The sequence below is a fragment of the Lentibacillus sp. Marseille-P4043 genome, assembly GCF_900258515.1.
In the GTDB taxonomy this organism is placed as follows: Bacteria; Bacillota; Bacilli; order Bacillales; family Amphibacillaceae; genus Lentibacillus_C.
In genome coordinates, this window is the sequence record NZ_LT984884.1 from 1,225,178 (window position 1) to 1,239,801 (window position 14,624).

At 41.9% G+C, this 14,624-nt stretch carries 9 protein-coding genes; all 9 read left to right on the forward strand.

Going from position 1 to position 14,624, the window contains the following annotated elements; translation table 11 throughout:
• Positions 1–24 precede the first annotated feature (24 nt).
• The 9 genes from C8270_RS06200 (at position 25) to rpoE (ending at position 13,930) form a co-directional block, all read left to right on the forward strand.
• Positions 25–2,130 carry a heterodisulfide reductase-related iron-sulfur binding cluster gene (locus C8270_RS06200; RefSeq protein ID WP_106495999.1) on the forward strand — a complete coding sequence of 702 codons (2,106 nt, stop codon included), beginning with the start codon at positions 25–27 and terminating at the stop codon, positions 2,128–2,130.
• A 236-nt stretch (positions 2,131–2,366) separates the two neighbouring features.
• The gene (locus tag C8270_RS06205; RefSeq protein ID WP_106496000.1) at positions 2,367–3,554 is read left to right on the forward strand and encodes an acetyl-CoA C-acetyltransferase; all 1,188 of its coding nucleotides are present in this window, start codon (positions 2,367–2,369) and stop codon (positions 3,552–3,554) included.
• 85 nt (positions 3,555–3,639) lie between these two features.
• Positions 3,640–4,491: a 3-hydroxybutyryl-CoA dehydrogenase gene (locus C8270_RS06210; RefSeq protein ID WP_199794650.1), complete on the forward strand. Its 852-nt coding sequence runs from the start codon at positions 3,640–3,642 to the stop codon at positions 4,489–4,491.
• A 40-nt stretch (positions 4,492–4,531) separates the two neighbouring features.
• Complete coding sequence (locus C8270_RS06215; RefSeq protein ID WP_106496001.1) at positions 4,532–5,674, forward strand: acyl-CoA dehydrogenase; 1,143 nt, start codon at positions 4,532–4,534, stop codon at positions 5,672–5,674.
• Between the two features lie 12 nt (positions 5,675–5,686).
• The gene (locus C8270_RS06220) at positions 5,687–6,826 is read left to right on the forward strand and encodes an acyl-CoA dehydrogenase (protein WP_106496002.1); all 1,140 of its coding nucleotides are present in this window, start codon (positions 5,687–5,689) and stop codon (positions 6,824–6,826) included.
• 863 nt (positions 6,827–7,689) lie between these two features.
• Entirely contained in the window at positions 7,690–8,622 is a 933-nt protein-coding gene (gene meaB, locus C8270_RS06230; RefSeq protein WP_106496004.1) for a methylmalonyl Co-A mutase-associated GTPase MeaB, read from the forward strand.
• A gap of 1 nt (position 8,623) precedes the next feature.
• Positions 8,624–9,265 carry a TetR/AcrR family transcriptional regulator gene (locus C8270_RS06235; RefSeq protein ID WP_106496005.1) on the forward strand — a complete coding sequence of 214 codons (642 nt, stop codon included), beginning with the start codon at positions 8,624–8,626 and terminating at the stop codon, positions 9,263–9,265.
• Between the two features lie 15 nt (positions 9,266–9,280).
• Complete coding sequence (gene icmF / locus C8270_RS06240) at positions 9,281–12,520, forward strand: fused isobutyryl-CoA mutase/GTPase IcmF (protein WP_106496006.1); 3,240 nt, start codon at positions 9,281–9,283, stop codon at positions 12,518–12,520.
• 867 nt (positions 12,521–13,387) lie between these two features.
• Positions 13,388–13,930 (forward strand): DNA-directed RNA polymerase subunit delta, encoded by a 543-nt coding sequence (gene rpoE, locus C8270_RS06245; RefSeq protein WP_106496007.1) that lies wholly within the window; start codon positions 13,388–13,390, stop codon positions 13,928–13,930.
• Positions 13,931–14,624: the final 694 nt, after the last annotated feature.

Genomic DNA, 14,624 nt, shown 5'->3' on the forward strand with positions numbered 1-14,624 from the left:
ATAATAAACAAAGGGGGAGCGGGAATGGATACGTTTTTGCTGATAAATGCAATTGTGTTCACAGTTGTCGTTATCTATGGATTATATTTATTCGGTAGAGTAATAGCAACGCGGACAGCATATATCAAACTGGGAAAAAAATCAGTATTTGATGGGGAAATTAAAGAGCGTTTGCGGAGGATTGGCAAAATTGTTTTTGGCCAATCAAAGCTGTTAAAGGATAAAAAATCCGGCATCATGCATGTCATGATGTTCTATGGATTTTTACTAGTCCAATTTGGTGCCATTGATATGTTTGTCAAAGGGTTGGCACCTGGTAAGCATTTACCATTTGGATTGTTCTATCCTGGTTTTACATTTTTCCAAGAACTTGTCACGTTAATGATCTTGGTAGCCGTAGCGATTGGTTTTCACCGCCGCTATGTTGAAAAGCTTGTTCGCCTAAAACGCGGATTTAAAGCTGGACTTGTACTTATATTTATTGGAACGTTAATGCTATCTGTTCTAGTAGGTAACGGGATGGCACAAATCTGGCATGGTCATGAGGCAACATGGTCAGAGCCAGTTGCTAGTTTGATAGGTATGGGCTTTGGCTGGATGTCACCGGCTGCAGCTGCTGTTGTATTCTACTTAGCTTGGTGGGTTCATGCGATCACAATCCTGACATTTTTAGTGTATGTGCCACAATCAAAACACGCACACTTAATTGCAGCACCAATCAATGTGTTCTTAAGTAAACGTGTTCCGGGAAAACTTAAGAAACTGGATTTTGATATTGATGAAGATGCCGAAGAAAGTGAAGAAGAAATTTCCTTTGGTGTTGGAAAAGTAGAAGATTTTGAGCAATACCAAATGATTGACTTTTACGCGTGTGTGGAATGTGGCCGTTGTACAGATGTATGTCCGGCTGCGGGTACTGGAAAAATGCTTTCGCCGATGGATTTAATGGTTAAAATTCGTGACCATCTAACTGAAAAAGGTGCTGCAGTCACTGGTAAATCACCATGGGTACCATCCTATGCTTTTTCAAACACAAAAGGAAATCAAATTGCGAATTCAGAAGCGGCAGCAAGTGTCGAAAGTGTTAGCCTAATCGGTGACGTTATTACAGAAGAAGAACTTTCTGCTTGTACAACGTGTCGTAACTGTGAAGATGCTTGTCCTGTTATGAATGAGCATGTTGATAAAATTATTGACTTGCGCCGTTATTTAGTAATGACGGAAGGGAAAGTAAATCCAGACGCGCAACGTGCAATGATGAACATTGAGCGTCAAGGAAATCCGTGGGGTCTATCGAAAAAAGATCGTATTAAATGGCGTGAATTAGATGAATCTGTTTATATTCCAACAATGAAAGAATTGAAAAAGGAAGATAAAGATTTTGAATACTTATTCTGGGTAAGTTCGATGGGTGCATATGACAATCGCAGTCAAAAAATTGCACTTGCTTTTGCAAAACTAATGAACAAAGCAGGAATAAGTTTTGCAATATTAGGTAACAAAGAAGCAAATTCAGGTGATACGGCTCGTCGCATCGGAAATGAATTTTTATTCCAGGAAATTGCTGAGAAGAATATTAAGGAATTTGAAAAGCATGATGTGAAAAAGATCGTTACAATTGATCCGCATGCTTATAATATTTTCAAAAATGAGTATCCTGATTTTGGCTTTGAGGCTGAGGTTTACCATCATACACAAATGCTCTTTGATCTTGTGATGAATGGAAAACTTTCACCTAAGAAGGAAATTAGGGAAAGGCTCACATATCATGATTCCTGTTACTTAGGAAGATACAATGGTGTTTATGATCCGCCAAGAGAAATTCTGAAGTCTATCCCAGGACTTGAGCTTGTTGAGATGGACCGCAGCCGCGAAAATGCGATGTGCTGTGGTGCTGGTGGTGGATTAATGTGGAGTGAGGAAACGACGGGTAGTCGGATTAACGTTTCTCGCACAGAGCAAGCTATGGCGGTTCAACCATCGATGATTTCGAGTGCGTGTCCATATTGCTTAACAATGTTGAGTGATGGTACGAAAGCGAAAGAGGTTGAGGAAGATATCAGTACAATGGATGTTGCAGAAATTCTTGCACTGTCCGTACTTGTTGAAGAAGAAGTGAAAACTGCTTAAAGGGGTAGTTCAAAAAGTCCTTATCCTTCTTTTGGAACACACGCACTTAAACAGATGTTTGCCGGGCGCTTCGAAAGTCCACAGTGAATCGTTAAAGTAAAATTGGAGGGGTGTCGTAACAGAGCCCCTCTCCTTTTCAAAGCCTATAGTGAGCGAGCGTTCAATCAATAAAAGTAAGCGTTATCAAAGTTTGCTAGAATAGAAGGACATTACATTTTGAAAGGAATGGTTTAATCATGAGAAAAACTGTTATCGTTTCAGGGGCACGAACACCATTTGGTAAATTTGGCGGTGCATTGAAATCATTTACCGCAGCCCAACTAGGTGGCAAGACAATTCGTGAGGCATTAGATCGTGCTGGTTTATCAGAATCAGAGATTGATGAAGTGATTATGGGAACTGTATTGCAAGGGGGTCAGGGGCAAATTCCGTCACGTCAGGCAGCCCGTGAAGCAGGCATTCCATGGGAGGTAAAAACTGAAACGATTAATAAAGTGTGTGCATCAGGTCTTCGCAGTGTAACATTGGCAGATCAATTGATTCGTCTAGGTGATGAAGAAGTGATCGTCGCTGGCGGGATGGAAAGCATGAGCAATGCACCATACTACTTGCCAGATGCACGCTGGGGAAATCGTATGGGTGATAAGAAAGTAATCGATATGATGGTACACGATGGATTAACATGTTCATTTAAAGGGATCCACATGGGCAATTATGGAAATTCAACCGCAGAGGAGTTTGGTGTGACAAGGGAGCAGCAGGATGAATGGTCACTTCGCAGCCATCAACGGGCAGTTGAAGCAATCGAAACTGGTAAATTTGCCGAGGAAATAGTTGCATTAGAGGTTCCACAACGTAAAGGTGAACCAGTTGTCGTTGATACAGATGAGGCACCGCGTAAAGATACAAGTATCGAGAAACTAGCAAAATTGCGTCCGGCATTTGCTCAAGATGGAACAGTTACGGCTGGGAATGCGCCTGGAGTTAATGATGGTGCATGTGCGTTTGTTGTCATGTCTGATGAAAAAGCAAAAGCTTTAGGCAAAGAAACAATGGCAACCGTTCTTGGTCATGCAGAGGTGGCAGTGGAAGCGAAGGACTTCCCACAAACACCAGGACTTGTAATTAATAAATTGTTAGAAAAAACAGGGTATACGAAAGATGATATTGATTTGTATGAAATCAATGAAGCTTTCGCGGTTGTATCTTTGGCAAGTGGCCAAATAGCTGGTATTGATCCAGAGAAAGTGAACGTCAATGGTGGTGCAGTTGCCCTAGGTCATCCAATTGGGGCTAGTGGCGCACGCATTATTTTAACTTTGATTCACGAACTAAAGCGCCGTGGTGGCGGATTAGGAATCGCAGCAATTTGTAGTGGCGGCGGCCAAGGTGACGCAATATTAATCGACGTACCAAAGCAATAACTGGGACATGGGGACAGGTCCCTTGTCCCAGCCAAAGCGGGACAACTAACCTGTCCCCATGTCCCGAAAAGGGAGGAAATGGATAATGGAGATTAACAAGGTGATGGTTATTGGTGCTGGGCAGATGGGTGCAGGTATTGCTCAAGTCTGTGCACAGTCTGGTTTTGATGTTTTATTAAATGATATGAACGAGCAGGCCCTTGATAAAGGGATGAAAAATATTGAGAAGTTATTAACACGTGCGGTGGAAAAAGAACGTATTACCGAATCGCAAAAGGTAGATACGCTAAATCGACTGCACCCGTCGACAACATTAGCCGATGCAGCAGACCGTGATGTCGTTATTGAGGCTGTTGTCGAAAATATGGATGTGAAGGCAAGCGTATTTTCAGAACTCGACAAAATTACACCAAAACATACGATTCTTGCGTCGAATACATCATCATTGCCAATCACAGAAATTGCTGCAACAACGAATCGACCAGAACAGGTAATTGGTATGCATTTTATGAATCCAGTTCCCGTGATGAAACTTGTTGAAGTTATTCGCGGTCTGCAAACGAGTGACGCAACTTATCAAACGATTGAAGACATGTCGGGAAAATTATCGAAAACATCGGTTGAGGTAAGCGATCTACCTGGTTTTGCAGCGAATCGTATTTTAATGCCGATGATTAATGAGGCGGTGTTTGCGCTACATGAAGGCGTTGCATCAGTAGAAGATATTGACACGGTGATGAAGCTTGGCATGAATCATCCAATGGGACCATTAACATTAGCTGACTTCATTGGCTTGGATACATGCTTGTATATTATGGAAGTGCTTCATGAAGGCTTTGGTGATAGCAAATACCGTCCATGTCCGTTACTGAGAAAATATGTGAACGCTGGCTGGCTTGGCAAAAAGTCTGGTCGCGGATTTTACCAATATAATTAATATGTTTACTAGCATGACATACAGAAGAGGGGGCGAATGTATGAATTTACATTTTTCCGAAGAACAGGAAATGATGCGAAAAATGGTGCGTGATTTTGCCCAAAAAGAAGTCGCACAAGAAGTAGATCGAATGGAGCGAGAGGACCGCTTTCCAAGGGAACTTATTAAGAAGATGGGCGAACTTGGGTTAATGGGTATCCCGATCCCTGAAGAATACGGTGGAAGCGGCATGGATTTCACGTCGTATATCATCGCCATTAATGAGCTGTCAAAAGTTAGTGCCACAATTGGTGTTATTTTATCTGTGCATACATCTGTTGGTACAAATCCTATCCGTTATTTTGGCAATGAGGAACAAAAGAAACAATATTTACCGAAACTAGCATCCGGCGAATACCTTGGCGCATTTGCTTTAACCGAGCCTGGTGCTGGGTCTGATGCCGCTAGTCTAAAGACGAAAGCAAAAAAAGACGGTGACACTTATATTTTAAACGGTTCGAAAGTGTTTATTACAAATGGCGGTGAAGCAGATACGTACATTACATTCGCCCGCACAGAAGACGAACAAGGAAACAGCAGTGTCAGTGCATTCATCGTGGAAAAGGATACACCGGGCCTTGTGATCGGGAAGAAAGAAAAGAAAATGGGATTACATGGTTCCAATACGGTACAGCTAAATTTTGACCAATGTGTCGTACCAAAAGAGCAACTGCTTGGCAAAGAAGGTGAAGGCTTTAAAATTGCCATGTCGAACTTAAATGTCGGGCGCATCGGTATCGCTGCCCAAAGCTTAGGCGTTGGTGAAGCAGCACTTGAATATGCTGTGAATTATGCAAAAGAGCGGGAACAATTTGGTAAGCCAATCGCCCATAACCAAGGAATTTCTTTTAAGTTAGCTGATATGGCAACAGAAGTCGAGGCTGCAAAACTATTAACCTATCATGCAGCATCACTCGTCCAGCAAAATATTCCTTGCAGCAAGGAAGCATCGATGGCCAAAATGTATGCATCAAAAACGGCTCGTCAAGCAGCAATTGAGGCTGTTCAAGTTTATGGTGGCTATGGGTATACAGAGGATTATCCAGTTGAACGCCTTTTCCGTGATGCAAAAATAACCGAAATCTATGAAGGAACAAACGAAATTCAACACATTGTTATTTCAAGACATCTTTTACTTGATTAAGGGGGACAAAAAATGAATTTTCAACTAACCGACGAACAAGAAATGCTACGTAAAATGGTCCGTGATTTTGCCAAAAAGGATGTAGAACCAACCGCCGCAGAACGTGATGAAGAAGAACGTTTTGACCGCGAACTGTTTGATAAAATGGCGGAACTTGGCCTAACAGGAATCCCATGGCCTGAGGAATATGGTGGAATTGGTGCGGATTTTGTCAGTTACGTTATTGCGGTAGAGGAATTGTCGCGTGTATGTGCATCAACTGGTGTTACACTATCAGCACACCTATCACTTTGTAGCTGGCCAATTTATAAATATGGAAATGAGGAACAAAAGAAAACATTTTTACATCGTCTAGCAACAGGCGAAGCATTAGGAGCCTATGCATTATCTGAGCCTGGTGCAGGTAGTGATGCAGCATCGATGAAAACAGTTGCGAAAAAAGATGGCGACCATTACGTGCTAAATGGTAATAAAGTATGGATTACCAATGGTGGTGTAGCGGACATTTATATCGTTTTTGCCAAAACAGATCCAGATGCTAAGCATAAAGGGGTTAGCGCATTTATTGTCGAAAAAGGTACAGAAGGATTTACGTTTGGTAAAAAAGAAAAGAAATTAGGCATACGGTCATCACCGACAACGGAATTGATTTTTGAAAACTGCCGCGTACCTAAAGAAAATATGCTTGGTGCGGAAGGTGAAGGCTTTAAAATTGCCATGACTACCCTTGATGGCGGACGAAACGGAATTGCAGCACAAGCATTGGGAATTGCCCAAGGTGCACTTGATGCAGCGGTTGACTATGCAAAAGAACGCGAACAATTTGGTAAACCAATCGCCCGTAATCAGGGGATTTCATTCAAACTAGCTGACATGGCAACAGAAGTCGAAGCTGCTCGTCTATTAACGTATCAAGCGGCATGGCTAGAATCAGAAGGCTTGCCATACGGAAAAGCATCCGCAATGTCAAAATTGTATGCTGGTGATGCGGCCATGCGCACAACTGTTGAAGCAGTGCAAGTCTTCGGCGGCTACGGCTACACGAAAGATTATCCAGTTGAACGTTACATGCGTGATGCAAAAATCACCCAAATCTATGAAGGAACAAACGAAGTACAACGAGTCGTTATCGGTAGAATGCTAACCAAATAACACTATGAATACAGCACTACTAAGGTTGTTTTCTAAAGATTGGGACTGCGATTACTCGCCCCATCGAAAATATTTGTTGTTTTTGACACAATAGATATAAACTGCGCAATGGTGGAAATTTTCTTCGCGATGCTTTCTCTAAATTTAATGGGTCTGAGTTCATTAACCCGCTACGGCAGAATACTTCGCTTTCCGTGGGCACGGCCTCAGCCTCCTCGGAAGCAAAGTGCGCTTCCTGCGGGGTCTTCGGACACGTGCTATTCCCACAGGAGTCTACGTATTCTGCCTCCGCTGGTAGTGGCTTTCTGGTTAGAGAGTAGTATTGGATCAATGATTCATGGTTTTCCTCTCATTTGATCAGGAAGTTATTCCAAGGCTTGGGGAAAATGCGAGAACCCAATGGGAAAAGGAACAATCTGAAGACCCCACAGGACATGGAAAGCTTCGACAGCGATACATCGTACGGAGGAAAAGTGCTTTTCTTTTTCGAGAAGTCGACTACCCAAGACGAAAATCAATTATAATAAAAATGGACTATAATTTTTATTATTTAATCCTGCAATAGATATTGGAAATGCAACGCACCATACCCAGCGGAGGAAATACATGGAGACTCCTGGGGGAGAAGAGGCATCGGTGAGACCCCGCAGTGCGGAAGGGGAACAAAGGCTAAGGTCGCCACGTCCTGTGGCAACGCCTTTGTGACCAACGTCGTGTTGGCCTGAGTAGGCTCAACAGCCGCCCGCGGAAAGCGAAATGTATTTCCGTAGCGGTAATCAGTGCACAGTTTATATCAACTACGAAATTGAAAAGCAACAAACAATGCGAAAACAGCTATACGAAAAGAAGAAAGGATGTGTCCCATGCATGCACTAGTTGAACGGATGAGACAACAGGATATGAGGGCGCTGGCGAAAGCAATCACGATGGTTGAAAATGATCATCCGGATAAACTGACACTCTTAAGTGATGTTTTTTCTCAAAAGAAGCACGCCCGCTATGTTGGGATAACCGGCTCACCTGGTGCAGGGAAGAGTTCCTTAGTAAATCGGTTAATTACCCATATCCGCAGCGAAGGCAAAACCGTTGCGATCATTGCAGTCGACCCCACCAGTCCATTTAGTGGTGGCGCATTGCTCGGTGATCGAGTCCGCATGAACCAGCATTTTACAGATGACGGGGTCTATATTCGGAGTATGGCGACCCGTGGAAGTTTAGGTGGCTTAGCACGTGCCACGAAGGATGCTGTGCGAATTTGTGATGCGTACGGATTTGATGTTGTCATCGTGGAGACGGTTGGGGTCGGTCAATCTGAATTAGATATTATGAAAATAGTTGATACGACAGCATTAGTGTTAACGCCAAATAGTGGGGACGTTCTGCAGATTTTCAAAGCAGGAATTATGGAAATAGCTGATCTATTCGTGATTAACAAAGCAGACCTCCCAGGCTATGGCAAGTTAAAATCACTATTAAAAGAACTGATCATGATGTCGAAAACGGATGAACATGAGAAGGCAATCGTCAAAACAATCACAACGGAAAACAAAGGCATTGATAAATTGTGGCAAAAAATCAACGAACATCATGATTTCTTGTACCAGACAAAAGTAGGTACGAAACGCCGAATTATGCAACAGGAGCTTGAGGTGTACGAATTGATTCGTGAAGAAATATGGCGTGATGTCGAGAAGTTTGTCGAGGCCGATGAGACATTACAAGTTGATGAAACTAGTGATCCATATAAATTAGCACGTGATTGGTATCAACAATGGAAAAAGAAGGGGGAAGTGTGACATGACACATAAACACGTTCTTTCTTCTGTTAAAGATCAAGTTTTAATTGAAAAACGTCGTAACCAAATGATTCAAGGCGCGATCACCCTTTTCAAGGAAAAGGGTTTTCACCGGACGACAACAAGGGAAATTGCGAAAGAATCAGGGTTTAGTATCGGTACATTGTATGAGTATATCCGAACAAAGGAAGATATTTTATTTTTGGTTGTTGACTCCATTCACCATCAAGTTCGGGAACGGTTAGAGGCAAAAATCGACTTAAAATCTCCATCTATGGAAAATTTTATTTCGATGATAAGATCATTTTTCCACCTGATGGATGAGATGCAGGAGGAGGTTTTGATCCTTTATCAAGAAGTAAAATCCTTGAAAAAGGAGTCAAGGGATTATGTGCTGCAAAAGGAACGTGACATGGTTGGAATGCTAGAACGTGTCCTTGTCGTCTGTTTACCAAATGAAATATCTAAACATGACGCAGAACTTATAGCCAATAACATATTTGTTCAAGGGCAAATGTGGGGGTTCAGAAGATGGATACTCCAAAAGCAATTTACCCTTGATGCGTACATCGACGGTCAAATTGATTATCTATTAAAAATTTTGACGATTGATCAAGAGCAATTAGGTAAGAAAAACGCTTAAAAGGAGGCACTTGAAATGGAACAAGAAGTCTATTATCCGAAAAATCCTGTCCGTATTGTAACCGCTTCAAGTTTATTTGACGGACATGATGCATCAATTAATATTATGCGAAGAATTATGCAGGCCAGTGGTGCTGAAGTTATTCATTTGGGTCATAATCGTTCCGTGGAAGAAGTTGTTCATGCTGCTGTTCAAGAGGATGTTCAAGGGATTGCGATTTCATCTTATCAGGGTGGTCATGTGGAGTATTTTAAATATATGGTCGATCTCTTGAAAGAACTTGGCGCGGACCATATTAAAGTCGTTGGCGGTGGTGGAGGAACTATTTTACCCCGTGAGATTAAGGAGCTTCATGACTATGGCGTAACATGGATTTTTTCACCAGAAGATGGACGAAAATATGGTCTGCAAGGAATGATTAATCGTGTACTGGAAAAATGCGATTTTATTCCGCCAGTTGATGTAAAAAAAGATCAAGAGAAGCTGATCAAAGGGGATCGCGGTACAATTGCTCGATTTATTACCTATATGGAAAACGATGAAGTGGATAGCAAGGAAAAGCAAGCTGTTCTTGAAGACATCCGGAAACAATCTAACAAAAATATACCTGCGCTTGGTATCACTGGAACTGGTGGAGCTGGGAAAAGTTCATTGACTGATGAATTAATCCGCCGCTTCATTCATGAAATTCCGGATAAAAAGATTGCCATTATCTCGATCGATCCAACCAAACGGAAAACAGGTGGTGCATTACTCGGTGACCGGATTCGTATGAACGCGATTTTTACTGACCGTGTATATATGCGTTCATTGGCAACACGCGATTCCCGTGATGAGCTTTCCAAAGCGATCCAAGATGTGATTGATGTTGTCAGAGCATCAGGTTATGACTTCATTATTGTGGAAACGAGTGGTATTGGGCAAGGGAATGCGGCCATCACAGATATTACCGATTTATCCATGTATGTCATGACAGCGGAATTCGGTGCGCCATCACAACTAGAAAAAATTGATATGATCGACTTTGCTGATTTTATCGTTATTAATAAGTTTGAACAAAAAGGGTCAGAAGATGCTTTAAGTCAAGTAAGAAAGCAATATGAACGGAGCCATATGCTCTTCCATCAGGACCAAGAAAAGTTCCCTGTCTTTGGCACAATTGCCAGCCAGTTTAATGACGAGGGGACAAATGCATTATTCGCATCGATTATTGATACGTTAAATGAAAAATACGATTGGAACAGTGAAACAGACTTCAATCGTAATACCATTGCTGAAAAGCAAAATATGATTATTACCAATGAACGCCGTCATTACTTACGTGAAATTGCCACACATATACGTAATTATCATAGCAACACAGAAAAGCAAAGTGACATTGCTCGTAAGCTTTTCCAATTGGAAGGTGTTAAAGAAACAATCGATGATGACAATGTGGTCAAAACAATTGATCAAACAATTGAATCTTACGAGGAAAAACTAGACCCAAGAGCGAAAAAATTGCTCGATTCCTGGGATGAAACGAAAGAAAGATACAGCCAGGAAAAAATGACGTTTTCTGTACGTGATAAAGAAATTGACATGGATATTGTCACAGAATCACTATCTGGGTTGAAGATTCCGAAAGTCGCATTTCCGAAATATACCGACTGGGGCGAGCGTTTAACTTGGTTATTGAAAGAAAACGTTCCAGGGGCGTTTCCATTTACTGCGGGGGTTTTCCCGTTTAAGCGCAAAGGGGAAGATCCAACACGCCAGTTCGCTGGAGAAGGTACACCAGAACGTACGAATCGTCGTTTCCATTACTTATCAAAGGATGATGATGCAAAACGGCTTTCCACAGCGTTTGACTCTGTAACATTATATGGGGAAGACCCGGCGCCGCGTCCAGATATTTACGGTAAAGTAGGCGAAAGTGGCGTAAATATTTGTACGCTTGACGATATGAAGAAACTTTATGATGGTTTTGATTTAACAAACCCATTAACATCTGTTTCGATGACCATCAATGGACCTGCGCCAATTATTTTAGCGATGTTTTTCAATACGGCGATCGATCAGCAAATCACCAAATTTAAGGAAGAGAATGGTCGCGAGCCTAACAAGCAAGAGTATGAACAGCTAAAAGATGATACATTAGCAGTTGTTCGGGGAACGGTGCAAGCGGATATTTTGAAAGAAGACCAAGGGCAAAACACGTGCATTTTCTCAACGGAATTTGCACTAAGGATGATGGGTGACATTCAGCAGTATTTCATTGATAAAAAGGTACGAAACTATTATTCTGTTTCAATTTCTGGCTATCACATTGCAGAGGCAGGGGCTAATCCGATTACACAGCTTGCCTTCACACTAGCGAATGGGTTCACCTATGTCGAGTATTATTTGAGTAGGGGCATGGATGTTAATAAATTTGCAAAAAATCTATCGTTCTTCTTCTCAAATGGACTTGATCCCGAATATACAGTGATCGGCCGTGTAGCGCGTCGGATTTGGGCGGTAACAATGCGCGATAAATATGGTGCCAACGAGCGAAGTCAAAAACTGAAATACCATGTACAAACTTCTGGAAGGTCGCTGCACGCACAGGAGATTCAGTTTAACGACATTCGTACAACATTACAGGCATTACTAGCAATTCAAGATAACTGTAATTCCTTGCACACAAATTCGTATGATGAAGCAATCACAACACCAACCGAAGAATCGGTACGACGTGCAATGGCAATTCAAATGATTATTAATAAAGAGTTTGGCTTAACGAAAAATGAAAACTCATTACAAGGTTCATTTATCGTAGAAGAATTAACAGATCTTGTTGAGGAAGCGGTATTGCAAGAATTTGAAAAGATGAATGACCGTGGTGGTGTTTTGGGAGCAATGGAACGCCAATACCAACGTGGCAAAATCCAAGCAGAATCACTTTACTACGAAGGTAAAAAGCATTCTGGGGAGTTGCCAATTGTTGGGGTTAACACATACTTAAGTCCAAATCCGCCATCAGAGGATGAAATTGATTCCATGGAACTTGCCCGCGCATCTACCGAAGAGAAAGAGCATCAAATTAGTGAATTGCATAAGTTCCAGAATGCGAATAAAGAGCATATTGACGCCGCATTAAAACAACTAAAACAAGTTGCAGCATCAGGCGGAAACATTTTTACAGAATTAATGGAAACAGTTAAAGTAGCAAGCCTCGGTCAAATTACCAATGCCCTATATGAAGTAGGCGGCCAGTACAGAAGAAACATGTAATAGCAAATTGACAAGAGGCAATGATAAAAAGTTGAGAAAAGCAATCTTGTTTTTCTCAACTTTTTTCTATCCTTTCACTAGCATAATCAGCTTTGATTTGTTTATAATGTATGGTATGGTTTAGTATGATTATGTTGAAGTTCAATAATAATGTAGATGATTAATTCAACTTTAGCAGTAATAAAATAGGATCAAACAGTTAACTGAGGCAAACTTGGGACGTTCTAATAATTGCCTTGACAATGCTAAGTAACTAAGAAATTGCTCCCTCGCCGTTCCGGAAATACACTACGCTTTCCGCGGGTGGCTGCTGAGCCTCCTCGAGCTATCGCTCTCCGGGGTCTCACCTAGGCCTTTCTTCCCGCAGGAGTCTCCGTGTATTTCCTCCACTGGTATTGCATTTACTACCATTAACTGTAGTAGTATGTGTTCTATCAAGTCACATTCTACCACTTCACTAGTCCGGGTGAGTGGAGGGTGGTGACTCCTGCGGGAACAGCACGCGTCCGAAGACCCCGCAGAGTGGTTTGAAAAGGAGGGTCGACTAAAACCGTCCTTTGCGGACAACGTCGACATACCCCTCGCCGGGGCAAGGAGGCTGAGGCCGTGCCCGCGGAAAGCATCCACCCGGAGCGATCCCGGACGGCGAGAATGCGCGTACTTATAGAAAAGAGCCCAACAGTCGAAGTTTGTTTAAATGCATTTAATCCAAAGTCAACTTGAGCAGTGAATACTCATACTTCCTCGTTTTATCAAGGTTTATCTGTCCATTTCACGCTGCGAAAGTTGAGTTATTAATAAATTGTTTTATTATAAAAAAAGGGCTGTGCAAAGCCTTTATTACACAAGAAAAGGGAGTGCGGTACCGTGAGCTTGAAAAACTATGGCCACGAAGAATTAGCAAACATGTCAATGATTGATTTGGCAGATTTAATTTTAACAGATGAAAAAAAGGCGCTAGATTTTAGAGATATTTTCAAAAAGGTAGCTGAATTAAAAGGGTTCTCAGAGGATGAAGAGAGGGAATTTATTGCTCAGTTTTATACTGATTTAAACATTAATGGGCATTTTATGACACTTGGCTCGAACTTGTGGGGATTGAAACGCTGGTATCCTGTTGAACAAATTGATGAAGAAATAACAGCAGAACCGAAGAAAAAGAAGAAAACAAAAAAGCCGAAGAAGAAAAAAGTAGAGGAAGAGGAAACGTTTGAATCCGCCGAAAAGGAGCTTGATATCGTTGACGAAGATATTGAAAAACTGACTGGTAAACTGACGGATGATGACGATGACGAAAGCTTCGATAATGACTTCGACGCTGAAGATGACTATGATGAGTTTGCTGAAGATGACGAAGAGCTAGATGATGAAGAAGATGAAGAGGAAGAAGAAGAAAAGACAGATAAATAATAATTGGTAGCTTGACTTTTTTATTATCTATGCGTACAATGCTTATTGGGCTCTTTAAATTAGAATTCAAAGCGTTCCCCCTAATTGGGGGAACGCTTTTCGTGTTTTATAACAAAAGCGGAAGTGCCTGTTTAGCGACGTACTGACTGTGTCCAGGGACTGCGATTACTCTCGTCCCACTGAAAACCTTTGCCAAGCAGGGTGGTTCGGTGTTGTTGTCCGATTTGCTACTTTTAAAACACACATTTTAAAGAGAAACTTAACATGTTACACGTTTAAATAATGTGTTATTACACACATTATATGGTAATTATACTTTTTAAGAATGAACGAATAACACGCACGATAGCGGAAGGCTCCTTTCATAAAATTTGTTGCTTTTTAATTTCGTAATTAATATAAAATGCGCACTAATTACCGCTACGGAAATACACTTCGCTTTCCGGGGGCGGCTGTTGAGCCTCCTCGTGCTGACGCACTGCGGGGTCTCACCGATGCCTCTCATCCCCCAGGAGTCTCCGTGTATTTCCTCCGCTGGTATTACATTTACTACCATTAGCCGTAGTTGTAAGTGTCTATAAGCATTCCTATCATTTCACTAGTCCGGGTGAGTGGAGGGTGGTGACTCCTTGAAAATACAGACCGATTTTCTGCGTGCGATGTATCGCTGACGTAGCCTTCCTTGTCCTGCGGG

What these genes read in the sequence shown, in the direction of transcription:
- C8270_RS06200 (WP_106495999.1), top strand. Translation starts at nt 25, where the DNA reads ATGGATACGTTTTTGCTGATAAATGCAATTGTGTTCACAGTTGTCGTT.
- C8270_RS06205 (WP_106496000.1), top strand. Translation starts at nt 2,367, where the DNA reads ATGAGAAAAACTGTTATCGTTTCAGGGGCACGAACACCATTTGGTAAA.
- C8270_RS06210 (WP_199794650.1), top strand. Translation starts at nt 3,640, where the DNA reads ATGGAGATTAACAAGGTGATGGTTATTGGTGCTGGGCAGATGGGTGCA.
- C8270_RS06215 (WP_106496001.1), top strand. Translation starts at nt 4,532, where the DNA reads ATGAATTTACATTTTTCCGAAGAACAGGAAATGATGCGAAAAATGGTG.
- C8270_RS06220 (WP_106496002.1), top strand. Translation starts at nt 5,687, where the DNA reads ATGAATTTTCAACTAACCGACGAACAAGAAATGCTACGTAAAATGGTC.
- meaB (WP_106496004.1), top strand. Translation starts at nt 7,690, where the DNA reads ATGCATGCACTAGTTGAACGGATGAGACAACAGGATATGAGGGCGCTG.
- C8270_RS06235 (WP_106496005.1), top strand. Translation starts at nt 8,624, where the DNA reads ATGACACATAAACACGTTCTTTCTTCTGTTAAAGATCAAGTTTTAATT.
- icmF (WP_106496006.1), top strand. Translation starts at nt 9,281, where the DNA reads ATGGAACAAGAAGTCTATTATCCGAAAAATCCTGTCCGTATTGTAACC.